Origin of the sequence: Hymenobacter tibetensis (genome assembly GCF_022827545.1) — a bacterium.
In the GTDB taxonomy this organism is placed as follows: Bacteria; Bacteroidota; Bacteroidia; order Cytophagales; family Hymenobacteraceae; genus Hymenobacter; species Hymenobacter tibetensis.
This window is the reverse complement of the sequence record NZ_CP094669.1, coordinates 959,591-985,236: the sequence shown is the minus strand read 5'-3', so window position 1 is coordinate 985,236 and position 25,646 is coordinate 959,591. Positions and strand designations below refer to the sequence as shown.

Sequence of the window (25,646 nt, the reverse complement as noted above, 5' to 3'; positions counted from 1 at the left end):
CGAAGCGCGGGCTTCGCGCCTCGTCGAACGATTGGCACTGCTGATGTTGCAAGGCTTATCGAGTAACGGTAAGCGAAGCGCAGGCTTCGCGCTACATCCTATGACAGCCGGCTCAAACACACTTTCAGGCTGTCGCGCCAGTGCGGAATGGCGACTTGGAATGTGGTTTTCACCTTGGTCTTGTCCATCACTGAGTAGGCAGGGCGGGTCGCCTTGGTGGGGTACTCAGCGGTACGAATGGGTACAGTACGAACCGGCGTGTTGCTTAGCTCGAAGATGGCTTGGGCGAAGTCGTACCAGGAAGTAAGGCCTTCGTTGCTGTAGTGGTAGATGCCGTAGGCCTGGCTCTGGCTTTCGATAATGGTTAGGATGCAACCAGCCAGGTCAATAGCGTAGGTGGGCGTGCCAGCTTGGTCCCAGATAACGCGCATCTCCTCCCGCTCCCGACCAAACCGGAGCATGGTTTTCACGAAATTATTGGCGTATTCGGAATACAGCCAACTGGTGCGCAACACAAAGTACTGGCTGGTGTGCGTTGGTATTACCTGCTCGCCTTCCAGCTTGGTAAGGCCATAGACGCTGATGGGCGCGGCTTCGTCGGTTTCCACTAAGGGCTGGTTGCCGGTGCCAGCAAACACAAAGTCGGTGGAAATGTGGATGAGCGTGGTATTGAACTCACTGCACAACCGGGCCAGGTTTTCCGCTCCGTCGCGGTTGACGCGGCGAGCAATGTCCACTTCGTCTTCGGCTTTGTCTACGGCAGTATACGCAGCGCAGTTGATACAATACGCGGGCTGATACTGCCTAAATACAGCCTGCAGCTTACCGGCATCCAGAATATCCGCCTGTTCTTCCGGCAGGAAAACGATGTCGGTTAAATTTCTTTCGCGTGCTACGTGCTGCAAGCATTGGCCGAGCTGGCCAGTGCCACCAAAAACGAGGGTTGTACTCATAGAAATACTGCTGGAATAAAAAGCCTGTTATGTGCGTGTAGGCCGCAAATTAGGCTTTTCCAGGCTCTGAGTCATTCGGGTCTGAGGGAGCTGGCGGCAGAGCAGGGCCACCGGGCTGCACGGGCCGCTTGTTGTTGATGGGCTGAAAGCGTTGCTCCCGGGGCTGCTTCTCGCTCAGGTAGCGCCAGTACCGTAGCGGAATGTGGCGCCGGTGCAGCTTCATGTTCTTACGCTCCGGGATGTTGACGTGGTCGAAATACGACTGCCACAGCAGCTTGAACAACGGCTCCCGCTCATCAAGCACCGTAGCTGAAATATCGGTGCTGCGTTGCGGCGTGCTGGTTTCAAATTGCACTACGTCGGTGCGCTGCAGGTCGTAATACAGGCCGTAGCGGCGTCGCTTATCGAATATCAGCCAGCGTTGGTCGGCGTACCGTTTGGTGAAGTGAGGCGCAATGAGCGGCAACACGTCAAAGTCCGGGTCGATGGTGGCGTGAAAGAGGTTGTCACTGGTTTTCTCGAAGCGCACAAACGCCTCCATTCGGTGCTTTTCGCGGAACATTTGCTGCGCGATATGCGCCACCCGGCGCACGTTATCGTCGGCGTAGTTTTCTGAAATGTCGCGGGCTGAGCGCATCGCCAAATCAGCATAGCGAAAAACCAGCAGCTCCCGGTCTGGCTGCTCACTCAGGAACACGTGGTAGAGCCGGGCGCGGGCTTCTTTGTCCATGTGGCGCAGCAGGCCATCCCATACCCGGGTAGCCGTGGCCTCATTGGTATCGATCTGGACGGGTTGCGCGAACAGGCCACCTTGCACTTCCCCCAAGGGCTGAATGCTATTAGGCGCCGCCTTCCGGTCGTACACAGCAAAGAGCACCGTCAGCAAACCCTCGAACGAGCCGTCGTATGCGTAATCCAACGGCGCATTCGTCAGGGCGGGCGCCGTTGGGCGGGGCGTAGCCGAGGCAGCAGCTACAGTTGCCTTCCGGCGATTATACGGCGTAAGCGAACGGCTCATAAGTAGGGAATACGGTCGAAGTTACTGATGCGCATACAGTCAGTTATTGCCCCACCCCCGGTTCACGCACAACATTCTTCGGAACTAGGCTAGCCAATGACTTTCTGTACCTGAGGCTGTCCTTGTAAGAACTCCAGCAGCAACTTGTTTACGGCGGTCGGCTCTTCTTGATGCAGCCAGTGCGTGGCCTGTTTGAAATAGGTTAGCTCGCCTTGGTCGCACATAGCCACGCTTAAGCGCCCTAGTTCAGGTTCCAGAAAGGTATCCTGCTGCCCCCACAGAATGCGCACGGGTACGGTGATGCGGCCCACCTTGCCCACGCGCTGCGAGTTGCGAAATGCTGCTCGGTACCAGTTGATCATGGCCGTGACGGCACCCGGCTGGGCCCAGGCCCTCACGTATTGCTGCAGGTCATACGAGGAAAAAGTATCGGGGTGGCTGGTACCGCGCAACGACCCACGCCCAAACTTGTATTCTTTCCGCCGGAACATCTTCTCGGGTAGCACCGGCAACTGGAAAAAGAAGATATACCAGCTTTTCAGCAATTGGCGCGGGGTTTTGCGCAGCGCCCGACCCAGCACCGCCGGATGCGGCACGTTCAAAATACCTACTCGTGCCACCCGCGCCGGGTGCCGGGCAGCCAGCCACCAAGCCACCGCCGCACCCGAGTCGTGTCCGATGATCATCGCCTGGGCTTGGCCGGCCGCATCCAGCAAATCAAGTATGTCGGCGCCTAATCGGTCTATCTGGTAATTGGCTACCCCCTTGGGTTTGTCGCTGAGGTTGTAGCCGCGTTGGTCGGGCACCCACACGCGGTAGCCAGCTTCGGCCAGCGCCGGAATTTGCTTGCGCCAACTGTACCAGAATTCTGGAAAGCCATGCAACAAGACAACTAGCGGCCCAGCAGGAGGGCCGCACTGTGCCACGTGCAGCGTAATGCCGTTGGTACGGACGTAGTGATGCTCGATTTCGAAAGCCATGCTACGCGTACCCCACAACCAGGCGTAGGGTTACTGCCCAGCTATCAGCTTCAAGCCGCCTCCGACTGCCGCCGAGCCCGCGTGGCGTTGGCGTGGGCCGCCTCCCGGTGGAGTTGCTGCACAATGGGCAACAGGTCGGAAAGCTTGCAGCAGCAGGCAATACGGGCTACTTTCTTGGGAGTGGAAGCGTCGAGAGAGGCAGCCGACGCGTCGGCGGCGCGATGTGAGATGGTCATGGTAGAAGTTGGTTAATAGTGGTTTGTTTTCAAGTGGTTATGTAAGAACAATCTGTTTTTATATTCCCGGACACTCCTTTTCGCAACCAACCTTCTAGTCCCAAGCCCCTAAGAGGCTTGGGCAAAAAGGTCGAGTTGCTGGGTGACGAGGGCTGACCGCACCGAGCCTGCGCCAAATAGAATTTGGCGGCGAATGGTTTGCTCGTCGTAGTCGCGCTTCTCTAAGGCCTGCCCGCGGCAAGTCAGGAAAAACTTGGCTCGCTTCAGCACCACTCCAAACTTGTGCAGATGGTCGAGCGTGATAGGCGCAAACCGGCGAGCGGCCACAATACGCTTCGCTGAGCGCGCCCCAACACCTGGAATGCGCAAAATCATTTCGTAGTCTGCCGAATTCACGTCCACCGGAAATACGTGGCGGTTGCGCAAGGCCCATGCTAGCTTGGGGTCCACTTCCAGATCGAGGAAGGGGTGCGCAGGGTCCAGGATTTCGTCGGCCTGGAAGCCGTAGAAGCGCATCAGCCAGTCGGTCTGGTAGAGGCGGTGCTCCCGGATGAGGGGCGGCTGCGTCACTTGCGGCAAACGCGCATCGTCGGTGACGGGGATGTAGCCCGAGTAGTACACCCGCTTCAGGCCGTAGCCTTTGTAGAGCGAGTCGGTCAGGTTGATGATTTCGAGGTCGTTTTCAGCGGAAGCGCCTACAATAAGCTGGGTGCTCTGGCCGGCCGTGGCGAACTGCGGCACCTTCTTGAAAAGCGCCTTCTCTTCTTTGTTTTTGGTGATACCGTCCCGAATCTGGGCCATCGGGGTCAGAATCTCCTCGTAATTCTTTTCCGGCGCCAGGTTCTGCAAGCTCATTTCCGAGGGCAGCTCGATGTTCACGCTCAAACGGTCGGCGTACAGGCCCGCCTCCTGAATCAGCTCCTCCGAAGCGCCCGGAATGGCTTTCACGTGGATATAGCCGTTGAAATTGTGCTCAGTGCGCAGCTTCTTGATGATGCGCACGAGGCGCTCCATTGTATAGTCGGGCGACGAAAAAATGCCGGAACTTAAGAACAACCCCTCGATGTAGTTACGACGGTAGAAGTTCATGGTCAGGTCCACTACTTCGTCAACAGTGAAAGCCGCCCGCTTCACGTCGTTGCTCTTGCGCGACACGCAGTAAGCGCAGTCGAAGATGCAATGGTTGGTAAGCAAAATCTTGAGCAGACTCACGCAACGGCCGTCTTCAGTGTAGCTGTGGCAGATGCCCATACCTTCCGCATTGCCGAGGCCCTTGGACTCGTTTTTGCGCTTGCCACCGCTGCTGGAGCACGATACGTCGTACTTCGCGGCGTCTGCCAAAATGCTTAGCTTTTCCTGAATGCGCTGGTCGTTCATCGGGCTGTATCTGGGCTTAAAAATAGGGGCTTGTGCTGATAGTTGCACTATACATCAAGACTAATTTCGTTGGAATTGTTCCGAAACTGCCGAGTATTTCTCCTGCATTGTCAGACAACAACGTTGCCGTTTCGACGCGGGAGGTAGCTGAGTCTGAATCGTTGAACCAGCTAACTCGGCTGCCTCCTGCGTCGGAACGATAGCGCTATTTTTATCCCTGTTTTCGGGGCGTTTTGCAACGATCAGCGTGTGGCAAACCTCTTAAGAACGCTGTACCTTGCAAGGGTTGAATTCTGTCGTATGAAGTATGTGGTGTATGTGTGGGCATTCTTGTGGCTTGGGGCTTTCCCCACGCTGGCCCAAACCACCACGACCACGCCTGCTGATACTTCCCGAGTAATTGAGCCTACCGATACCACCCGCCGCCCAGCCGTCAGCACCGACTCCCTACGGCGGCGCTTCGACCAAGAACGCCTACTCAACGGCCTCAAGGCGTACACCAAGCGCAAAACCATTGCCGGCAAAGCAGCGGCAGCTCTTTTCAACTTCACGCCGCGCCGTGAAGACCAAGCGGGCCTAGATGCGGCCTTGCTGGACCGCCAATACGACCGCCACAACTATAAAATAGTACGCAACATCAACATCCGGACGCTGACGGCTTTCGGCTACAGCATCTCCGACACCACCCGCATTCCGCGCAACGTGCTAGAGAAAACCGGCAACTTCTTCCACATGAAGACCTCGAAGGCCCGGGTCCGACAGGTGTTGCTGTTTCGGGCCGGCTCGGAGCTAGAGCCGCAAGCCCTGGCCGAATCAGAGCGTTTGCTACGCCAGACTGCTGAGTTGCTAGACGCTCGGGTGTTTGTGAACGAGCGCACCAGCTCAGCCGACAGCGTGGACGTGGAAATTGTAACCAAGGATGTGTTCAGCTTGAGCGGGTCGGTGGAGGTGCGCGACGTGGGCGCGGCCGTGATTGGCTTGCGCGACCAGAATTTTCTGGGCCAGGGACACCAGTTCCGCAACCGCTACGAGTACGGGCGCCGCCAGCCACAATCGTGGAGTTACCGTGGCAGCTACCGGGTGCCGTTCCGCAACTTCATCTACGGGGAAGCCCGCTACCAAAACGAGTATCAGAACCGGCAGGGGGGCGTTACGCTTAGCCGCGACTTCTACTCTATCAATACCAAGTACGCCGGGGCGTTGTCGTTGAACTCCTACAACTACCGGCTGCTGCTTAGGCAGCCCCCGCCCGGCCAGGAGCCCGACTACTCCCCTATTCGCTACACCACCCAGGATTTGTGGGTGGGCCGTTCCTTGCCGCTGCGTAGCTATGATTTGGGCTACGATAACCCCGGCCGCATGATTTTGTCGGCCCGGCTGTTGCGCACGCACCATACCATTCGCCCTAACTCCGACTTCCTGAACGCCAATGCCTTGCTGGGCACCATTGGCTACAGCGTGCGGCGCTACTACAAAGACAAATACCTGTTTGGCTTCGGCCGCACAGAAGACATCCCAACCGGCACACTGCTCAGCGCCACGCTGGGCTACGAGCTCAACGACCAGGACCGGCGCCACTACTACGGCGCCCGAATCTCGACGGCCAACTATAGTCCGCGCGCCGGCTACTTGTACCTGAGCGGTGAGTTTGGCTCCTACGTCCGTCCCTCTACCCACGACTGGCAACAGGGGCTAATCAGCACGGAAATCCTGTATTTCACTCGCCTCTATCACACCGGCAACTACCAGTGGCGGCATTTCCTCTGGAACCGGACGGCTATCGGGTTGAACCGCCTTTCCAGCGACCTGCCCCTTACGATTGAAGGCGAACGGGGCTTGCGGGGCTTCCGCTCGACCAGCGACCTGCGCGGCACCAGCCGGGCAGTACTCAACTACGAAACCACCGTCTATACGCCGGTATCCTTCTTTGGCTTCCGGTTGGCGGGCGTCCTCTTTGCCGACATAGCGTGGCTCAACAACCGCTCTGGCCGCGTGCTGCCCATCTACGACAAGCCGTACACCGGCTTCGGCGCGGGCCTGCGTTTCCGCAACGAATACACCCCCATCCGGACCATCCAAATCCTGCTGGGCTACTATCCCCGCGGCCTCACCAGCGAGAGCGGCTACCGCATCTACGAAAGCTCCCGCCCTTACTACGACTTCAGCGACTTCAGCTTCGGCCAACCAGGCATTGCACGCTACGAGTAGTTTTCAACATACTATGGTGTGCGGAATCAGCTTACGCATGCACTAGGAGTTTACGGTGCGTTAAACAGAAAGAGCCCCGAAACACATGGTTTCGGGGCTCTTTCTGTTTTGAGGCGCTTGCAGTGAAGCTGAATTTCTAGCGGCGGTTGATGGCGTTTAGATCTTCGAAAGCCTGCTTGAGACGAGCAATGAAGGTTTCTTCGCCTTTACGCAGCCACACGCGGGGGTCGTAGTACTTCTTGTTGGGCGAGTCGGCGCCGCTTGGGTTGCCGATCTGACCTTGCAAGAAGCCTTCGTTTTTCACGTAGTAATCCTTGATGCCTTCCCACAGCGCCCACTGCAAGTCGGTGTCTAGGTTCATCTTGATGGCGCCGTAGCTGATGGCCTCGCGGATTTCAGCTTGGCTGGAGCCGGAGCCGCCGTGGAACACAAAGTTGATAGGCAGGGCCTCGGCAATGTTGTGCTTCTCCCGCAGGAACTCCTGCGAGTTGTGCAGGATTACAGGTTGCAACTTCACGTTGCCAGGCTTGTATACGCCGTGCACGTTACCGAAAGCGGCCGCAATGGTAAAGCGTGGGCTAACCTCGCTCAGTTGCTCGTAGGCGTAGGCCACTTCCTCAGGCTGGGTGTAGAGCTTGGAGCTATCCACATCCGAGTTATCAACGCCGTCTTCTTCGCCGCCGGTTACGCCCAGTTCGATTTCCAGCGTCATGCCAATCTTGCTCATGCGCTCTAGGTAGCGCTTGCAGATTTCGATGTTCTCTTCAATGGGCTCCTCCGACAAATCCAGCATGTGAGAGCTGTAGAGCGGCTGTCCGTACTGGGCGAAGTGCTTTTCGCCGGCGGCGAGCAGGCCGTCGATCCAGGGTAGAAGCTTTTTGGCGGCGTGGTCGGTGTGCAGAATCACGGGCACATCGTAGAGCTCGGCCATGAGGTGCACGTGCTGCGCACCGGAAATAGCACCGGCAATGCTGGCTCGCTGGTCGCCATTGGGGATAGACTTACCCGCAAAAAACTGCGCGCCACCATTGGAGAACTGAATGATAACCGGCGAGTTGACGGCCGCAGCCGTTTCCAATACCGCATTCACCGTGTTGCTACCCGTCACGTTGACGGCGGGCAGAGCGAAGGCATTGGCCTTAGCTACTTGGAAGAGGGCTTGCACTTCGTCGCCGTGCAGGACGCCAGCCCGCAGGCCAGTAAGAGTTTGTTCAGCCATTGAATTGAAAAAAGGGTATAAACAGGACGTGGGGAGTTCAAGCCAGTGGATGACTTCGCCGGACCGGAGCTGGTGCTGCCATTTGCTTTTCCAGCTACGGCACCAAGTTAGGATCTGCTAGGGTACAAAAGAACAAAAGTTCACAACTCTACCAATTAATAAGCCTATCCTGGCAGGCCTAACCAACCGCTCAAGCCAGACGAAGAGGCTCGAAAACTGGTTCTAACTTGCTGTACCCGGCTCCCAGCACCGATTTTACTTCTTGGTCGTTTGTGCACTTCGCCAGGAAGTCGTACAAGTTGCTGGCGCCATACCGGATACCCCCCATGCGTGCTGCTACTACATAAATGGGGAATTCGTTGGCTGCGTTCCGCTGGCTGCTATCCCAAGCCAGGTACTCTCCGTTTTCGCTCATCCCGAAGGGTACCAAGGCAGACTCGATGCCTGGGTATCCATCGGGCTCCAATAGGAAAGGGTCATACTCCATTTCCTGGTAGAAAATATCCATAAAGCCTTTGATGCGTGCCGACTGAACCGGCCACGAGTCGGCGTGTTCCAGCGCCGGGATGTAGACCAAGAACAGGTTACAGAGCCTCCCCCAGCCTACTTGCAGGGCAAAGTCGAGGTAGGATGGCGGGAAGCCCTCGCCGTCGGTGAAACGGTACTGTAGTAGATAGGCAGCGTCCCCGTAAACGAAAGAGGGTTGTTTCTGGAGGTGCTTGAAGCTGTTCATTGCTATGTATGTTTGATGAACTGGCTGGGTCTATCTATCCCGAAGACTAGGGTAAACGTACGGGCTTATCTTGTCTTCTCTGGTACGCCCCAGGCACGCCTTTTTTTAGTGTGGTTCCCTTTTCGCTTTATGATGTTGTATATACCTCGTTTCCTTTTCGCTTTGTCTCTACTGGCTGCTACGCCGGTGCTGGCCCAGAATGCTGCGCTTGATGCCCGAATAGCCAAGTTGGCTCGCCTGCAAGAAAAGAATGTAGTTGCTTGGCGGCGCGACATTCACCAGAACCCCGAACTCAGCAACGACGAAAAGCGCACTTCGGCATTGGTAGCCGACCACCTCCGCAAGCTGGGCCTGGAAGTGCAAACGGGCGTGGCCCGCACCGGTGTGGTGGGCATCCTGAAAGGCGGCAAACCGGGCCCGGTAGTAGCCTTACGAGCCGATATGGACGCGCTGCCCGTAACTGAGCCAGTCGGCCTAGCCTTTGCATCCACGGTGAAAGCGCAGTACAACGGCCAGCAAGTGGGCGTGATGCATGCTTGCGGCCACGACTCGCACACGGCCATGCTGCTGGGCGCCGCCACGGTGCTGAGTGAAGTCCGCAAGGACTTGCCGGGCACGGTGAAGTTCATCTTTCAGCCAGCCGAGGAAGGCTCCTTGCCCGGCATGGTGGGCGGGGCCCGCCTCATGGTGCAGGAAGGCGTCCTCGACAACCCCAGAGTGGACGCCATCTTCGGCCTGCACATCAGCGCGCAACGGGAGGTAGGCACCCTGGAATACCGTTCGGGCCCGGAAATGGCCAGTTCCGACGTGTTTACCATCAAAGTGAAAGGCAAGTCGGCGCATGGTGCTACGCCGTGGCTCGGGGTAGACCCCGTAGTGGTGTCGGCGCAGATTGTGTTGGGGCTGCAAAGCATTATCAGCCGCCAGACAGAGCTAACCGAAGATGCGGCCGTGCTGACGGTGGGCATCATGCAAGCCGGGGTGCGCAACAACATCATTCCGGAGCAGGCCGAAATGGCCGGCACCATTCGCACGCTCAGCCCAGAAATGCAGCAAAAAGTATGGGCAGCCATCCGGCGCACGGCCACCAACATTGCCGAAAGTGCCGGTGCTACCGCCGAAGTGGACATCGTCAACTACGCCCCGGTTACCATCAACCATCCCGGCCTGACCGAACAGATGCTGCCTTCCCTGCGCACCGCAGCCGGCAAAGACAAGGTGCGCGAAACCAAAGCCTCCATGATAGCCGAGGATTTTGCTTGCTACCAAGAGAAGGTGCCGGGCCTGTTTGTGTGGCTCGGGGGCATGCCGGCTGGGGGCAATCCTGCCACTGCCGCCCCGCACCACACCCCTGGGTTTCACATCGAAGAGAGCGGCTTCACGCTGGGCGTTACGACGCTGGCTACGCTAGCCGCCGATTATTTGACCAAGAAAAAGTAAAGAGCGCGCTACATATTGGCTCCGCTGGTCGTGCAAGACAGCCTGGCGGCCGTACACGTATCTTTGCTGTTCCTCTCCTTACCCCAACACCCCTCTATGCTACTCGGCGACTACAACGAACTGGAAGTGGACCGCGAGGTCGATTTTGGCATGTACCTGCGGTCCGACGACGGCGACATGTTGATTCCGCGCAAATACATTCCTACGGGCACCCGCATCGGCGACGTGCTGCGCGTGTTTGTGTACCGCGACTCCGAAGACCGCCTCATTGCCACCACCCTCGACCCCCTGGTGAAGGTTGGCGAATTTGCGGCCCTAACCGTACGCGACGTAACGCCACTCGGAGCCTTCCTAGACTGGGGCCTCGAGAAAGACCTATTCCTCCCCTACCGCAACCAGCGCCGCAGTTTGCGCGTGGGCCAGCGCGAAACCGTGTACGTGTACCTTGATGACACTTCGGACCGCATTGTAGCCACCGCCAAATGGGAGCGGCAGCTTCCCACCGATATGCCTTTCCCTGGCAAGGCCGGAGACGAAGTGCATCTGTTTGTGGCCGATGAAACAGATATGGGCTACAAAGTCATCGTGAACGGCACCCACCAAGGGCTGCTGTATCACAACGAAGTGTTTAAGCCCCTGCGCCTCGGCGACATGCCCACCGGCTACGTGCGTCAGATTCGGGAGGACGGCAAGCTGGATATCAGCCTGCAACGTGTGGGGTACGACGAAGCCCTGGCCGCTGCCGACACCTTGCTGGAAGCCTTGCGCCAAGCACCCGAGGGCCGGCTCCAAGTTGGCGACAAGAGTGAGCCCGACGACATCTACCGCCGCCTAGGCATGAGCAAGAAGGTGTTCAAGAAGGCGCTGGGCACGCTGTATAAGCGCGGAGAAGTGCAGCTTTTCCCGGAGTACACGCAACTGGTAGCAAAAACCAAGTAGGGTCCGTAGGTTGGCACATGCAGCGCTACCAACAGTTGCAGTGCTCGCCTGTGGCGCTTTGGGGCACCCGTTTTACGCCGTAGCGCACAGCCAGAGGGCAGGCCAGCGCAGTGTGCAGAAGTTAACCTGTAGCTCGTTTCCTTGTAGGTGAATCTGCCGTACCTTGCCGCTACGAACCTACTTGCAGGCTACTTGATACTCCCTACCACTTGGCACCGCTTTCTTGGCATCCGCCCCGATGAGGGAAAGACGGTGTGGCTGTTCTTTCTGCACAACTTTCTACTGGGCATCGGCACCATTCTGGTGTACGTGGCGGCCAACGTTATTCTGCTCGAAAACAACCCCGAGCGCAACCTGCCGCTGGCCTACGGGGTAGCCGCGTTGGCGCTTATGGCCGTCGGCAAAGTGTACACGCATTTCGAGCACCAGCTGCAACTACAGCGCCTGGCGGTGCGGGTGCTGCTAGCGGTAGTGGTGCTGACGGGTGTGCTGGGCGTGTTAGTCGCCGTAGGGCACTCGGTGGCGGCAGCGGTGGCCATTATGGCGGGCTACCGCATCATCTATCTGCTCACCAACTTGGAATTCTGGGGCGTATCGGCCGTGGTGTTTGATGTGCGGCAAAGCAAGCGCCTCTTTAGCCTCATCAGTTCCGGTGATATGCCCGCCAAGGCACTGGGTGCGGTACTTGCCATTCTGGTGCACGGCCACACCGATTTGTTGTTTCTGCTGCTACTAGCATTCGGGGCCTACGTAGGCGCGTTGTTTACGCTGCGTACCACGTTGGCCTCACACGTGGTAGAGGTGAAATCGGTAGCCCGGCGCCACCGGCAGCAAGACGCTGCCCCTCTGCTTCAGCGCTGGTCCGGCAACAGCCAGTTGGTGTTGTCTATGTGCCTGAGCTTGATGGCCGTGGCGGCCGTCACAACGGGCGTCGAGTACTCCTTCTTCGTGAACGTCAAGCACAAATTTCACGACCAAGCCACGCTGATGCGGTATTTGGGTACCGTCCTGGCCCTGACTTACCTGCTGGCCATGGTGTTCAAGGTGCTGCTCTCGCAGGTTACGTTGGAGCGGCTAGGTATTCGCCTGATGCTATTGGCGCTGCCGGCCGCCGTAGTGCTAGGAGTGCTGGTGTTTGGCGGCTTGGAATTCGCAGCCGCTCCCGATTCGGTGATGTTGCTGTACTTCTGCGGGTTGTTTTTGGGGTTGGAAGTGTTGCGGCGGGCGGTGTTCGACCCGGTATTTCTGGTGCTGTTTCAGGCGCTTTCGGCAACCGAGCGGTTGCAGGCTCACACCACCGCCAAGGGCTTTTTCGAGCCGTTGGGGATGGCGCTGGCTGGGTTCCTGCTGTTTGCGTTACACTACCTGCCGGAGCTAAACGAGTGGCTACCGTTCGTATGGATGGGCTTATTTGCGGCGGGGGCCCTGCTGTTTCTGCACCGCACCTATGGCCACTACCTAGCCGAGCTACACCACGCCGTTAGCCGCCGCTTCACCGATGATGCCGAAGCGCCAGCGTCGTCTGGTACGGGCTGGCATCAACCTACCGCCACCCAGGCCGAGCAGGCTTCCGAGGCTATCAACGACGACCATATCCGCCAGTTGATTGCGGGCCTCTCCGACCGGACGCAGCGACGGCGGGCTACTGCCCGCCTTGTTCAGCTAGGCGAAACGGCTGTGCCGTTGTTGGCCGAAGCGCTTCAAAACACCACCGAGGAAGTACAGCTGCAACGGTTGGCGCACGTGTACGGCCACATCCAGACTCCCGCCAGCCGGCAAGCTCTGCTGACCTTGCTGAAACAGCCCCGCTTGTTTGGGCGCGAAGTGGCGTTACGCGCCTTGCGTACCTTCGACCAAGACCCCGCCGATGGGCCCATGTTCCAGGCGTTGGTGCGGGAAGAACTACAACTCGCCCAACAACTTCTGCATGGCCTTGCCACCGCTCCCACTGAGCTACGGCGTGCCCTCGACTATGAGCTAACCCGAGTGCAGCAACGAATCTTTGGGCTCCTGCTCCAGCTCTACCCCCCGCAATTCATTGCCGACGCGCAACGCGGCGTGGCTCACGCCGCCCGTGAGCGGCAGGCCAACGCCCTGGAAATCCTCGATAACATCATTCCTCGCTCGCTCTACCAGGGGTTGCAAGCCTTGCTGGACGTGCTGCCCAACCCCGACAAAATCCGCACCTTCGACCGGTTGCTGGGTGTTCCAGCTGTGCCTGTTGATGTGGTGCTGCTGGTGGTTCGGCTGGGCGAAACCACGTTTTCGGAATGGACGGTAAGCGTGGCCCTACCGCACTGGCAGCCCACGGCCGGTACTATGCCGCAGCTACTACCCCACTTGAGCAGCCCTAGCTTACTGGTGCGAGAAAGTGCCTTTGCCACCTTGGAACAGCTAGCTCACCGGCAACCTGCGTTGCATCAGCAGCTGTGCAATGAAAATTCCACTATAGCCTCCCAACGTATGGCCCATCATGCCGCCGCCGCAACTATTTCCGCTCACGACCGGGTACAAGTGCTGCACCATACGGCCTTGTTTGCCGAAACGCCCGAAAACGTGCTGAGCAGCATCGTACCCATTATGAAGGAAGTAACCTTCCATGAGGGACAGGAAATCTTTGCCAAAGGCGACCTGGGCACCTCACTCTTCATCGTGTATGAAGGCGAAGTGGGCGTATTCAACGGCCCTCAGCAGCTAGCTACCTTCAAGAAAGGCGACTTTTTTGGCGAACTGGCCCTCCTCGATGCCGAACCCCGCTCTGCTACGGCCGTGGCGCACGGTCCCGTAGTGGCGTTCCGCCTCGACCAAGAAGACTTCTACGACGTGATGGAGGAACGCGGTGAAGTACTGCGCAACGTGTTGCGGGTGCTCTGCCAGCGCCTGCGCCGCCAAAACGAGAAGATGCAACTTCCCCAGTAGCTGTTGAAGCTCAGCACTTCACTAACAGTCTACCTACAAAAGACGAGCGCCCAGCCCTAATAAAAGGCTGGGCGCTCGTCTTTATAGTTGGCCTGCTGTAGATGCACGATACTTCAGCCGTTGTGGCAGCTTACGCCACTACTTCATACGTCATCACGGGGTTGGCTTTATTCTTTAGTTTCAGCTCCCCCACGGGCTGGCATTGAAACGATTCCTTTACTTTCTGATAAATGGCTTCCGTGATAATAATCTGGTTAGGCTGCGCGGCTCCCTGCAGACGTTGGCTCACATTCACGGTGTCGCCGATGACGGTGTAGTCGAGGCGGCGGAGAGAGGCCGAACCGATGTTGCCGCTCACCATTTCACCAGTGTTGATGCCGATGGACACCTGCGGCTGGTAGCTAGTGCCGTCGGGGAGGGTGCTTTGCTGGTTCTGGATGAGCGTGCGCACCGACAAGGCGGCATCAATGGCTCGGTCGAGGTGATATTCGCCTCGGAACACGGCCATTACGGCGTCACCCATGAACTTATCAATGTAGCCACCCTGCGCAATTATCTCCTTCACCATCTGGTCGAAGTAGGTATTGAGCAGCGTTACCACCGTGTGAGCCGGCAGCACCTCCGACAGTGCGGTGAACCCACAGATATCAACAAAGGCCACGGTGGCTTCGACTGTTTCGCTGGCCATGAGGGTATCCTCGAAGCCGGGGCGCGCCATGAAGTTGATAACCGTTTCATCCACGTACATCTTCAGGATGTTGTTTTCCTGAATAGCGCGCAAGGTTTCGCGCAGCTGCTGCACGTGGCTGGCCGTTTTCTGCATGGTCACTTCCAGGTCGGCGAAGTCCACGGGCTTGCACACAAAGTCGAAGGCCCCACGGTTCATGGCCGTCCGAATGTTTTCCATGTCGCCGTAGGCCGACACCATCACGGTTTTCAGCACCGAATTCAGATCGTGCAGCTTGGTAAGCAGCGTCAGCCCGTCCATGACGGGCATGTTGATGTCGGAGAGAATGATGTCCAGGTCCGGCGTGTCGCGAATGGTGTCGAGTGCTTCCTGGCCGTTGCCAGCAAACTTGAACTCGTACACCCCTTCGCGAATCTGCCGCCGGAACTTTTGCTTGATCAGCAACTCCAAATCGGCTTCGTCATCGACCACCAAAATTTTCGTTTTCATAGCTTCTCCAGCGAGACTAATTTTTCTTTGAGAGCGGCAAAATCTACGGGTTTGGTTAGGAAATCATTGGCTCCGAGCTGCATAGCTTGGTTGTAGCTTTCCGTGTCGCCGTAGGCAGTTATCATCATGACCAGGGGTGGCGCGGGCGGTGGGGCAGCGTACTCCTGCTTCACACGCCGCAGCAGTTCCAGCCCGCTCATACCCGGCATGTTGATGTCAGACAGAATTAGCACCACTTCCGACACGTGGCTGTGCAGATAGTTAAGCGCCTCTTCGCCCGAGTAGGCAAAGGAAAAGGTGAACTCCCCGCTCCGAATTTCGCGCCGAAAGCGCTGCTCAAACAACGTCCGTACGTCCACTTCGTCGTCGACGACCAATATTTTCATTGTGTTCTGGTGCTAGGTGGCTAGGGGCCTACCACCCCGGTTGTGGACCCGAAGTGCAGGCGGATATGGTGTCTAAAGTTAGGGCGAAAAAGTAGCGCCTGCTGCTGATTTCTGGGAGCTGTAGCGCGGCCTTATTCACCTAGTGGTGCGCTCGGACAGGCAGCCTTACTAGCTCAGATGGGCAGAGTTATGATAAACTCTGTTCCCTTGCCTTCCTCACTTTCCATACTGAGGCTGCCGCCGTGGCCTTTCGTGATGATGTCGTAGGACAACGAGAGGCCCAGGCCAGTGCCTTCGCCGGTGGGCTTGGTGGTGAAGAAAGGTTGAAAAATTTTCTGCTTCACGTTCTCTGGAATTCCCATACCATTGTCGCGCACTCTGATTTCGGTGCAGCCTGCTCTATTGTTGGTACTCACCACGACGGTGGGCTTATAGCCGGGCTCCTGGCGCTTTTGGCGCTGCTGCACCGCATAAAAAGCATTGGTAAGCAAGTTGAGCAGCACGCGGCCCACGTCTTGCGAAATAACGTTGACTGGTCCCAGCGTCGGATCGAAATGCGTGTCGAGGGTGGCGTTGAAGGTTTTGTCTTTGGCCCGCAGGCCGTGGTAGGCGAGGCGCAGATACTCGTCGCAGAGGGCATTGAGGTCGGTGAGTTGCCGCTCGCCGGTACTGGCGCGGCTGTGCTCTAGCATGCCCCGCACAATACTGCTGGCTCGGTGCCCGTGGTGCGAGATTTTCTGCAAGTTCTGCTTGAGGTCGGCTAACAGTTCACTTTCCAGCTCGGTGTCCCGGTTGGGCTTTTGCTGTTCTTCTTCCAACTCTTGCAATAGCTCACTCGATACCTCCGAAAAATTGTTGACGAAGTTGAGTGGATTCTGAATTTCGTGGGCAATACCGGCGGTTAGCTCGCCCAAGCTGGCCATTTTTTCGGCCTGAATAAGCTGTGCCTGCGTGGTTTTGAGCTCAGTAAGGGTGTAGCGCAGCTCCTCGGCTTGCTGCGTGAGGGCCGCCGTCCGCTCCGATACCATTCGCTCTAGCTCGGAATTTTGGGCTTCAATGCGCTGCTTGGCCTTTTCTTCTTCTTCGCGTACTAAGCGCTCTGCTTCAAGTTGTTTTTTCTGGCTGCGAGCAATCAGCCCGAAGGTTATCATCCAGAAAATGGTAAAGCCTTGTGCCGTCTCGAACACATCTTCGTATTCCCTTATGAGTCTGTTGCCGAATAGGGCCACCAAAAACTCCAACCCAAACCACAGCACAAACGGCGCCATAGCCAACAAGACGGTGCGGGCTGGCCGGTAATTGCGCAGCCTAACAAGCATGGCCGCCGTTGCCGCAAACACCAGCAACCAGTACACATCGTTGATCCGCTCACTTTTCACACCAAACACGGCCGACAGTAGGAACAGCGCCACGCCTGGCACCCAGAGCCGGGTGAGCAGAAAGTGCCAGCGTGCTGAGCGGATGGGTAAGCTGAAAAACTTACTTAACGCTCCTGCAATGCCCGTAGCAACTATGGCGGAGAATAATATCTCGGTGTTGATGTTCATGTTCAAGTGGAGACTGTTCGGAAGGTACGAGACGTGGTAAGACCTATCGAGACGAGAGCACAGGGATAGTTTGCGCACCAGACACCAGTGTTTTGCGCTGTACTGCCGGGCTGCTGTAAGTAAAGAAAGGTTGAAAAATCCAGCCTACCATCTTTCGGAGCGCACGTGCTTTCACGGAGCACAAATATCAATTGCCAAAAGCACATATTTGCCGGTAGGCATATCTTGCTGTGCCTTCTGACCGTTAGCAGAAACCCATGAATGTTGAGCTTGCTGAAGAGTACATTTTGCACGAGTTGCGTGCCCACCTGCCGGCCATTCTCTACTACCATGGTGTGCACCACACCTTGGATGTGACGCAGGCGGCGATGCAGCTAGCTACGGCCGAAGGCATCACTGCCGAAACCGACCGCCAACTCCTGCGCACAGCGGCTCTGTACCACGACACTGGGTTTCTGCGCACGTTCACGGGGCATGAAGTGGAGGGCTGTACCCTCGTACGTGAAATGTTGCCCCGTTTCGAGTACACTGCTACCCAGATTGACACGATCTGCGAGATGATCATGGCGACTCGCCTGCCCCAGGATCCGCATTCGCACCTAGCCGAAATCCTCTGCGACGCCGACCTCGACTACCTGGGCCGCCCCGACTTTGAGCCCATAGCCCACACGCTGTTTCTGGAGTTTCAGGCGCGCCAGCTTATAACCGCCGACGAAAACGCCTGGAATCGTTCGCAAGAGCAATTTCTAGCGCAGCACCATTACTGGACTGCTACCGCCGTGGCGTGGCGCGAGGCGGCCAAGCAGGAACGGCTCAGGGAAGTACGAGAGAAACTACTTGCCTGATTAGCAAGCTCCCGCTTGGTTCTTAAAGCCTATCTACACAAGCCCTGTCATTCCAACGCAGGAGGAATCTGAGTGAAATTATTAGAACAAATTAACCCAGATTCCTCCTGCGTTGGAATGACAGCACTAGATACATGTTCACAGCGACGCCTTGCGGATAATGGCACCTTCAGCAGTACTGCACACGCGCCGGACTGTAGATGAAAGGAACCTGCAGCCAGGTTCTTTGTAAGCAGGCAACGCAACAAGTAATAACAGCATCTTTCTGCTGTTGGCCTACCCTACTCACCGGGTTTACGTACCACGGCAGGCCCTTAAGACTGTTTCTGTTGGTTTGCTGTGCGGGCGTCCGGCTCTCGGCCATTTGTTGCTACCTCTTTATCATGCAGAAAACCGCTATCATCGCCGGGGCCAGTGGTCTGATTGGTTCCCAGTTGCTGCCCTTGCTGCTGGCCTCCAACCGCTACGCCAAAGTTATTGCCGTCGGACGTAAGCCGTTGACTCAGGTTCATCCTAAATTAGAGCAGCGGGTCCTGGATTTCGACCAGTTAGAGCAACACAGCATGAGTTTAATTGCTGATGATGTGTATTGTTGCCTAGGTACCACCATGCGGCAGGCGGGCTCCAGAGAAGCGTTTTACCGCGTCGATTACTTGTACGTGGTAACGCTGGCAGCGCTTACGGCCCGCAACTTTGCGTCGCAGCTGTTACTGGTATCGGCCATGGGCGCCGATGCCGGCTCGCGCATCTACTACAACCGTGTGAAAGGTGAGATGGAAGCGGCCGTGCAGCAGACGCCTTTCCGAGCTATCCATTTCTTCCGGCCTTCCTTGCTGCTGGGCGAGCGGAACGAGAAACGGCCCGCAGAACGAATCGGCGCCATTCTGCTCCGCGCCCTGAATCCGCTGTTGCTGGGCCCGTTGCGGAAATACCGGCCCGTGCCCGCTGCTGCCGTGGCGCAAGCCATGCTACGTGCGGCCGAAGATGACGGTGGCGGTATCAAAGTGCACCTCTCCGATGAAATAGCGCGCACATCATCTTTGTAATAATTCCGCGGCTAATCCGTGTTAGGCGTTATATTTACGTGAATATAATTTCACTTTTATAACTTTCCTATGAAGAATTTTACTCTTGTTGCGTTAGGTATTGCGCTAGTGTGCGGGACGCAGCCAGTAGCAGCTCAAAGCAAAAAAAAGAGTAGTGGTGGTGGTAGCAGCAACGGATACAGCACGGGTATCGGTCTGCGGGGTGGTGGCTATTCATCAGGACTTACGATTAAACACTTTCTCAGCGGCAAGAATGGCGTGGCCATTGAAGGGCTTCTGACCACGGAGTACAAAGCGCGTGGCGCCCGGCTTACGTTGTTGGGCGAGAAGCACAAAGGCATTTCTGATGTGAAGGGCCTGCAGTTCTACTACGGAGCTGGTTTCCATGCCGGCGCTTACCGGGGGCGCTATTATTTCACTGACGCGCGCTTCTACCGATACCACAAAAAGAACGTGTACGTCTACCGCGACTACGTGTACGATGATGCTACCTACGTAGCCTTCGGTGCCGACCTCATTCTAGGTCTGGAATACAAGCTAGAGGATCTGCCGTTTGTGGTCGGCGTTGACTACAAGCCGTTCTTCGAGGTTTTCAACGGCTACACCGGCTTCTACAACGACGCTGCTATAAGCTTGCGGTTCACGTTCTAAATCAAAAACTGCACGGCCTTATGGTCGTGCAGTTTTTGTCTGCTCCTGCGTCTCAAGTAGTATCATCCTTTGCTATAACAAACAGCTTCCCGCACCATAAATGCCGGCCGATACCATTGCCTACACTCTATATCCTTTTCACTACAACTACATGAAGCACTTTTTACTGTTTGCCTCGCTGCTCGGCAGCACCCTGACCACTTTTGCGCAAGCACCACTGCCAGAGCGCACGCTCCGAAACACGCCTACCAATCCAGCTTTAGCTCCCATTGAAGCCTTACTAAAGCGCAACGAAGCAGCCCGGCCTACAACCACTGTGCGCCAAGCAAGCAGAATCTCAACTTACCTCTGGAACCGTACTACTTCGCAATGGGGCTCTGGTAGTATAGCCACGTACACCTATGATGCTCAAGGGCGCACCATAGGCGTTGTCCGCACAGATTCCGCAACCCAGGTGCCAAGCACCCGCACTACGTATACGTACAACGCCACAGGTCAACTGAGCCGCTATCTTGATGAAACATGGCAGGGCTCGGCATGGCAGAATTTTAACCAGGAACTATTTACATACGATGGGCAAAATAGAAGAACCGAGTATCTGAACCAGAATTGGATCAATGGCGCCTGGCAAAACTCTTACCGCGACCAATACACTTACAATGCGCAAGGGTATTTTACGCAGGTGCTTTATCAGCGCTGGGCTAATAATGCCTGGAGTACTTTTGGCGGGCAACAGTATAGCTACACATTTGATACCGCAGGTAGAATGAGTGAACAGCAGTATACCCCCTGGAATACCAATCTAGGCACCTTCGTTCTCGAAGGCCGCTACCTTTATACCTACACAGGAACCAGTACTAATTACAGTAGCTACGACTACCAGACCTGGAACGCCAACACGAATAGCTGGCTCAGCAGCTCGCGTTATACTTTTGCTTACAATACGCAGGGCCGTATTAGCTCCTATGAAGCTCAACTCTGGAATGGTACTACATGGCAGCCTAACCTTCGCACCACGTACACTTATCTGGCTAGCGGCCAGGACTATACCTCTTTAACTGAGCAATTTTTGAATGGCACTTGGCAGAACTATACGCGCTATAATAACACCTATGACCTACAAGGCACATATCTCGGGGTCATTTTCGAGGACTGGCTGAACAATACTTGGGTTTATGTTTTCGGCACCCGTTACACTGTCGGCTACAATGCCAACAACGACTTAGCTAGACGCTTGACGCAAAACGTAGACTATACTACAAGCACACTAGTGAATTATGAAAAATCCTTTTATTCCGACTATCAAACTATCACGCTCGGCAACAAGGCAAAAGCTCAGGTAGCAGAGATGCAACTCTCGCCCAACCCTACCAGCGGTAAGGTCACGCTGGCGCTCAGTGGTTTTCAAGGCAGCGGCGAGGCGCAAGTAGTAGTTTCGAACACATTGGGCCAGACGGTACAGCAAGTGACTGTGCGGCCACAGGCCGGCATATTGCGTCAGACGCTGCACCTGGCGGGACTACCGGCCGGCGTGTACTCGGTAAGCGTACACACACCCACAGGAATCGTAACCAAGAAACTACTACACGAGTAGCCGCTCGGCTTCATTTGCTAACTTTTTCAGCACCCTACCGAATTTTCCGGCAGGGTGCTTTTTTGTATGCTTACCGCTGCCGTTCAAGGATAAGTGGTATTTCCTCCTGCACCTACCCTCTGCACCTAGCCCTTTGTACCTCATCAATAGCCTTGAAAGTAATGAAAACAAGGTTTTAAGTTTAAACGCTCCCCTCCTTCTGTCGTAAACCTATACGGCGTCTGACGCAGCGAAAACGTGTAGAAAGTTGCTAGATTAGTTGGGCAGGATAACACCTTTCCTAGATTAAATTGGCTGCAATACCCCGTTTTGTTTGCTGCTGAAGCGGCCTATCTGTTGCCGAAAGCGTCTGTGTGTTTGCCGAACTTAGAAAGCGGCAGGTTGTAGTATCTCGTTTGTATCACTGGCTTGCGCAACAAGCGCGGCCTCATTCATCATTCATCCTCATGGCCGACGAAATATCTGATTCCAAGCCGGAAAACGAAGAACGCAGCCACGATGCGGCGCGCCGGAACTTCCTCAAGCAATCCTCGGTGCTCACGGCGCTGGCCCTTACGCCGGGCCCGGTAGTGCAAGCCGCCGCCGCCGAGTGGGACGAGAAGATTGCAGCACCTTTCGAAAAAGTACCGCTTAAGCTGGCCGTGAACGGCAAAAGCTATAAGCTGTCGGTGGAGCCGCGCGTGACGCTGCTGGATCTGCTTCGCGAGCAGATGCACCTGACCGGCACCAAGAAAGGCTGCGACTACGGCCAGTGTGGGGCCTGCACGGTGCATATAGATGGCAAGCGGGTTAATTCCTGCTTAGTGCTAGCCGTCATGCAGGACGGGCGCGAAATTACCACCATCGAAGGCCTCGCCAAAGGCGACGACCTGCACCCTATGCAGGAAGCCTTTATTAAGAACGACGGCTTTCAGTGTGGCTACTGCACGCCCGGCCAGATTATGTCGGCGGTGGCCTGCATTCGGGAAGGCAAGGCCAATTCTGAGACCGAAATTAAAGAATTCATGAGCGGCAACATCTGCCGCTGCGGTGCTTACCCCAACATTGTGAGTGCTATTCAGGAAGTTAAAAACGGAGGGCAAAAAGTATGAACCAGTTTCAATACGTACGGCCCGCCAAGCCCAAAGCAGCCATTGAGGCGCGGGTGAAAGACCAGAACTCCCAGTTCATTGCGGGCGGCACCAACCTGCTCGACCTTATGAAGCGCGGGGTAATGAATCCAGAGCGCCTCATCGACATCAGCCGCCTGCCCCTCGACAAGCTAGAGCGCCAAGGCAACACGTTTCGCATTGGCTCCATGGCACTGAACGCCACCGTGGCCGACGACAAGCAGGTGCTGGAGAAGCTGCCACTGCTGGCACAGGCATTGAACGCTGGGGCTTCGGCGCAGCTTCGCAACATGGCCACTATCGGGGGCAACATGCTACAGCGCACCCGCTGCCCCTATTTCTACGACACGGCGCTGCCTTGCAACAAGCGGGAGCCTGGCTCCGGCTGTGGCGCGCTGGAAGGCTACAACCGCATGCACGCCATTTTCGGCTTCTCCGACAAGTGCATCGCCGTGCACCCCTCCGACATGAGTGTGGCCCTAGTTGCCCTGGATGCTACCGTGCTGGTCAGTGGGCCTAAAGGCGACCGGCGCATTCCGTTTGCGGAGCTGCACCGCCTGCCCGGCGATATACCGCAGAAGGATACCACCTTAGAACCTGGGGAGCTGATAACGGCGGTGGAAGTGCCCGAAGGTCCTTTCACCAAGAACGTGCATTACCTGAAGGTGCGCGAGCGGGCGTCGTACGCGTTTGCGCTGGTATCGGTAGCGGCGGCGCTGCAACTGGAAAACAACGTTATCAAGGATGCCCGCTTGGCGATGGGTGGCGTAGCGCACAAGCCCTGGCGGCTGACGGAAGCGGAAAAGTCGTTGGTAGGAAAGCCAGCCACCGAAGCTACTTTTCAAGCTGCTGCCGAAATAGCTATGCGGGGCGCCAAGGCGTTCAAGCACAACGCATTTAAATTGAAGCTAGGGCCCAACGCCATTGTGCAGGCCCTAAAAAACGCTACTAACGTGGCGTAAAGCCCCTTATCCTATGAACGAGCAACCTCTCTTCAAAGACGGCGTGGTGGGCGACCGAATGAACCGTGTAGACGGCCGCCTGAAAGTAACCGGCGCCGCGCAATACTCCGCCGAATACCAGATACCGGGCCTCGTGCACGGCTTTTTGGTGGGCAGCACCATTGCCAAAGGACGCATCAAAAGCATCGATACCAAAGCGGCCGAGCGTGCTCCGGGGGTGCTGGCCGTTATTACGCACCTGAACTCCATCAAGGTACCCGGTCACGCCAACCGCAGCCAACCCGACGAGCCTGCCACTACTGGGCAGCCACTCCGGGTATTCAACAACGATAGAATCGTTTTCAACGACCAGCCTATTGCTATTGTGGTGGCCGACACGTTGGAGCGGGCACGCTACGCGGCGGGCTTGGTGAAAACCCAGTACGAAGCCGACAAGCACGCCACCAACTTCAACGCGCACACCGACCGAGCCAAGGTGCCGGCCCAGGCGAAAAAGAACCCCAAGTCACCGCAGGCTGACCACGACCGAGGCCAGGTGGACGGCTACAAAACTGCTCCAGTGAAGCTGGAAATGGAATATGTAATTCCTTCGGAGATGCATAATCCCATGGAATTGCAGTCCATCATTGCTCATTGGGAAGCTCCCGACAAGCTGACCGTGTACGACAAAGTGCAGGCAGTGAAGGGCACCCAACGCGCCTTCGCCAAAGACTGGGGCATTCCGGAAGAAAACGTGAGAGTAATTGCCACGTTTGTGGGCGGGGCGTTCGGGAATGGTCTGCACAACTGGCCCCACGAAACGGCGGCCATCATTGCCGCCAAGCAAGTGAACCGGCCGGTGAAGCTGGTGCTCACACGCGAGCAAATGTTCACGATGGTAGGCTACCGCCCCTACACCTGGCAGCGCATTGGCATTGGGGCCACCCCCGACGGCAAGCTGGTGGGTATCACGCACGAAGCCACCGGCCAAACCTCCACGTACGAGGACTTCACCGAGTCAACGGTGCAGCAAACGCGCATGATGTACACGAGCCCCAATGTGAGCACGCGCTACCGGATTCTACCGCTCGACATCAGTACGCCTATCTGGATGCGGGGGCCAGGGGAAGCTACTGGGGCGTTTGCGTTGGAATCGGCTATGGATGAACTGGCGTTTGCTCTGAACATAGACCCCATGGAGTTCCGCCTGCGCAACTACACCGACGTTGACCCCGACAACGGCAAGCCGTGGTCGACTAAGTACCTGAAGGAATGCTACCAGATGGGCGCCGACCGAATTGGGTGGAAAAACCGCCAACTCAAGCCGGGTATGCTCAAGCAAGGCGACTGGCTAGTAGGCTACGGCATGGGTGTAGGCACATTTGGCGCCAACCGAGGCCGGTCGAAGGCTAGTGCGCGGCTGCTTGCCGATGGTACCGTGGTGCTGCAAAGCGCCACTACCGACATTGGCCCTGGCACCGGCACCGTGATGGTGCAGCTGGCCGCCGATGCCCTGAAGATGCCCCCAGAAAAAGTGCGCTTCGAGTTAGGTAATTCTCTTTTCCCAGACGCACCCTCGCAAGGGGGTTCGGCTACCGTGAACACCGTGGGTTCGGCCGTGGTGGAAGCCTGCGCTGCGCTCAAGGAAAAGCTGCATCAATTGGCCGGACCAGCATTTAGCGCCGCCAAGCCAGCGGACATCGTTATTCAAGGCAACCAACTTTCGCTGGCCAACAATGCTGCCACCAAGGTGGCATATGCCGACCTCATCAAGCAGAACAACGGCCAGGAGGTGGCAGTACTCATCGAGTCCAAGCCGGGCGACGAGCGGCAGAAGTATTCTATGTATTCGTTTTCGGTGCATTTTGCGGAAGTACACGTGCATCAGCTAACAGGTGAGGTGCGGGTGAAAAAGATGGTTTCCTGCGCTGATGCGGGCACCATCGTCAACCACAAAACGGCCGGCAACCAAATGATAGGCGGCGCTGTGGGCGGTATTGGCATGGCCCTAACCGAAGGTGCCACAATGGACGACCGGTTTGGCCGCTACATCACCAAAGACCTAGCCGACTACCACGTTCCCGTCCATGCCGACGCCCCGCACATTGAAGTAGCCTTTGTGGACAAGCCCGACCTTATTGTGGATTCTATGGGCACAAAAGGCATCGGTGAAATAGCCATTATTGGAGCGGCTCCCGCCATTGCCAATGCTGTGTTCAACGCCACTGGCAAACGTATTCGCGAACTGCCCATTACGCCGGACAAGCTGATTTAACTAGCAACTCATATAACAACGCATAAAAAAGGCCCAACCTAGTAGCAGGTTGG

Annotated in this window: 21 protein-coding genes; 11 read left to right on the top strand and 10 right to left on the bottom strand. The window is 56.7% G+C overall.

Going from position 1 to position 25,646, the window contains the following annotated elements:
• Positions 1 to 98 precede the first annotated feature (98 nt).
• From rfbD to MTX78_RS04065, 5 genes are all read right to left on the bottom strand, one after another.
• Positions 99 to 953 (bottom strand): dTDP-4-dehydrorhamnose reductase, encoded by an 855-nt coding sequence (gene rfbD, locus MTX78_RS04085; RefSeq protein ID WP_243800149.1) that lies wholly within the window; start codon positions 951 to 953, stop codon positions 99 to 101.
• Between the two features lie 49 nt (positions 954 to 1,002).
• Entirely contained in the window at positions 1,003 to 1,971 is a 969-nt protein-coding gene (locus MTX78_RS04080; protein WP_243800147.1) for a TIGR03915 family putative DNA repair protein, read from the bottom strand.
• 89 nt (positions 1,972 to 2,060) lie between these two features.
• Positions 2,061 to 2,951, bottom strand: coding sequence for an alpha/beta fold hydrolase (locus MTX78_RS04075; RefSeq protein ID WP_243800145.1), 891 nt, complete (start codon positions 2,949 to 2,951; stop codon positions 2,061 to 2,063).
• 50 nt (positions 2,952 to 3,001) lie between these two features.
• Complete coding sequence (locus MTX78_RS04070; protein ID WP_243800144.1) at positions 3,002 to 3,187, bottom strand: hypothetical protein; 186 nt, start codon at positions 3,185 to 3,187, stop codon at positions 3,002 to 3,004.
• 108 nt (positions 3,188 to 3,295) lie between these two features.
• Positions 3,296 to 4,564 carry a putative DNA modification/repair radical SAM protein gene (locus MTX78_RS04065; RefSeq protein WP_243800142.1) on the bottom strand — a complete coding sequence of 423 codons (1,269 nt, stop codon included), beginning with the start codon at positions 4,562 to 4,564 and terminating at the stop codon, positions 3,296 to 3,298.
• A gap of 300 nt (positions 4,565 to 4,864) precedes the next feature.
• Here MTX78_RS04065 and MTX78_RS04060 point away from each other — a divergent pair, with 300 nt between their 5' ends.
• The gene (locus MTX78_RS04060; RefSeq protein WP_243800140.1) at positions 4,865 to 6,772 is read left to right on the top strand and encodes a BamA/TamA family outer membrane protein; all 1,908 of its coding nucleotides are present in this window, start codon (positions 4,865 to 4,867) and stop codon (positions 6,770 to 6,772) included.
• Positions 6,773 to 6,908: 136 nt separating this feature from the next.
• Here MTX78_RS04060 and fbaA read toward each other — a convergent pair whose 3' ends face one another.
• On the bottom strand, positions 6,909 to 7,991 hold the full coding sequence (fbaA, locus tag MTX78_RS04055; RefSeq protein WP_243800138.1) for a class II fructose-bisphosphate aldolase: 1,083 nt from the start codon (positions 7,989 to 7,991) through the stop codon (positions 6,909 to 6,911).
• Between the two features lie 190 nt (positions 7,992 to 8,181).
• Positions 8,182 to 8,724, bottom strand: coding sequence for an SMI1/KNR4 family protein (locus tag MTX78_RS04050; RefSeq protein ID WP_243800136.1), 543 nt, complete (start codon positions 8,722 to 8,724; stop codon positions 8,182 to 8,184).
• A 129-nt stretch (positions 8,725 to 8,853) separates the two neighbouring features.
• Here MTX78_RS04050 and MTX78_RS04045 point away from each other — a divergent pair, with 129 nt between their 5' ends.
• The 3 genes from MTX78_RS04045 to MTX78_RS04035 all read left to right on the top strand — a co-directional run bounded on the left by MTX78_RS04045 (position 8,854) and on the right by MTX78_RS04035 (position 14,022).
• Positions 8,854 to 10,164 (top strand): amidohydrolase, encoded by a 1,311-nt coding sequence (locus tag MTX78_RS04045; protein ID WP_243800134.1) that lies wholly within the window; start codon positions 8,854 to 8,856, stop codon positions 10,162 to 10,164.
• Between the two features lie 30 nt (positions 10,165 to 10,194).
• Entirely contained in the window at positions 10,195 to 11,103 is a 909-nt protein-coding gene (locus tag MTX78_RS04040) for a CvfB family protein (protein ID WP_243800132.1), read from the top strand.
• A gap of 192 nt (positions 11,104 to 11,295) precedes the next feature.
• Entirely contained in the window at positions 11,296 to 14,022 is a 2,727-nt protein-coding gene (locus MTX78_RS04035; RefSeq protein ID WP_243800130.1) for a cyclic nucleotide-binding domain-containing protein, read from the top strand.
• 130 nt (positions 14,023 to 14,152) lie between these two features.
• Here MTX78_RS04035 and MTX78_RS04030 read toward each other — a convergent pair whose 3' ends face one another.
• The 3 genes from MTX78_RS04030 to MTX78_RS04020 all read right to left on the bottom strand — a co-directional run bounded on the left by MTX78_RS04030 (position 14,153) and on the right by MTX78_RS04020 (position 17,132).
• Positions 14,153 to 15,199: an adenylate/guanylate cyclase domain-containing protein gene (locus MTX78_RS04030; protein ID WP_243800129.1), complete on the bottom strand. Its 1,047-nt coding sequence runs from the start codon at positions 15,197 to 15,199 to the stop codon at positions 14,153 to 14,155.
• Positions 15,196 to 15,585, bottom strand: a complete 390-nt coding sequence (locus MTX78_RS04025; RefSeq protein WP_243800127.1) for a response regulator — start codon at positions 15,583 to 15,585, stop codon at positions 15,196 to 15,198. The genes MTX78_RS04030 and MTX78_RS04025 overlap by 4 nt, the downstream gene beginning before the upstream one ends.
• Positions 15,586 to 15,758: 173 nt before the next feature.
• Positions 15,759 to 17,132 (bottom strand): sensor histidine kinase, encoded by a 1,374-nt coding sequence (locus MTX78_RS04020; protein ID WP_243800125.1) that lies wholly within the window; start codon positions 17,130 to 17,132, stop codon positions 15,759 to 15,761.
• A gap of 257 nt (positions 17,133 to 17,389) precedes the next feature.
• Here MTX78_RS04020 and MTX78_RS04015 point away from each other — a divergent pair, with 257 nt between their 5' ends.
• The 7 genes from MTX78_RS04015 (at position 17,390) to MTX78_RS03985 (ending at position 25,593) form a co-directional block, all read left to right on the top strand.
• Entirely contained in the window at positions 17,390 to 17,977 is a 588-nt protein-coding gene (locus MTX78_RS04015) for an HD domain-containing protein (protein WP_243800123.1), read from the top strand.
• A gap of 383 nt (positions 17,978 to 18,360) precedes the next feature.
• Positions 18,361 to 19,023 (top strand): NAD-dependent epimerase/dehydratase family protein, encoded by a 663-nt coding sequence (locus tag MTX78_RS04010; protein ID WP_243800122.1) that lies wholly within the window; start codon positions 18,361 to 18,363, stop codon positions 19,021 to 19,023.
• Between the two features lie 69 nt (positions 19,024 to 19,092).
• Positions 19,093 to 19,674, top strand: a complete 582-nt coding sequence (locus tag MTX78_RS04005) for a hypothetical protein (RefSeq protein ID WP_243800121.1) — start codon at positions 19,093 to 19,095, stop codon at positions 19,672 to 19,674.
• Between the two features lie 151 nt (positions 19,675 to 19,825).
• Positions 19,826 to 21,268 (top strand): T9SS type A sorting domain-containing protein, encoded by a 1,443-nt coding sequence (locus MTX78_RS04000; RefSeq protein WP_243800120.1) that lies wholly within the window; start codon positions 19,826 to 19,828, stop codon positions 21,266 to 21,268.
• Between the two features lie 446 nt (positions 21,269 to 21,714).
• The gene (locus MTX78_RS03995) at positions 21,715 to 22,359 is read left to right on the top strand and encodes a (2Fe-2S)-binding protein (RefSeq protein WP_243800118.1); all 645 of its coding nucleotides are present in this window, start codon (positions 21,715 to 21,717) and stop codon (positions 22,357 to 22,359) included.
• A complete protein-coding gene (locus tag MTX78_RS03990) occupies positions 22,356 to 23,339 on the top strand; it encodes an FAD binding domain-containing protein (protein ID WP_243800117.1) in 984 nt (327 codons plus the stop codon). The genes MTX78_RS03995 and MTX78_RS03990 overlap by 4 nt, the downstream gene beginning before the upstream one ends.
• Before the next feature lie 13 nt (positions 23,340 to 23,352).
• The gene (locus MTX78_RS03985) at positions 23,353 to 25,593 is read left to right on the top strand and encodes a xanthine dehydrogenase family protein molybdopterin-binding subunit (RefSeq protein WP_243800116.1); all 2,241 of its coding nucleotides are present in this window, start codon (positions 23,353 to 23,355) and stop codon (positions 25,591 to 25,593) included.
• Positions 25,594 to 25,646 lie beyond the last annotated feature (53 nt).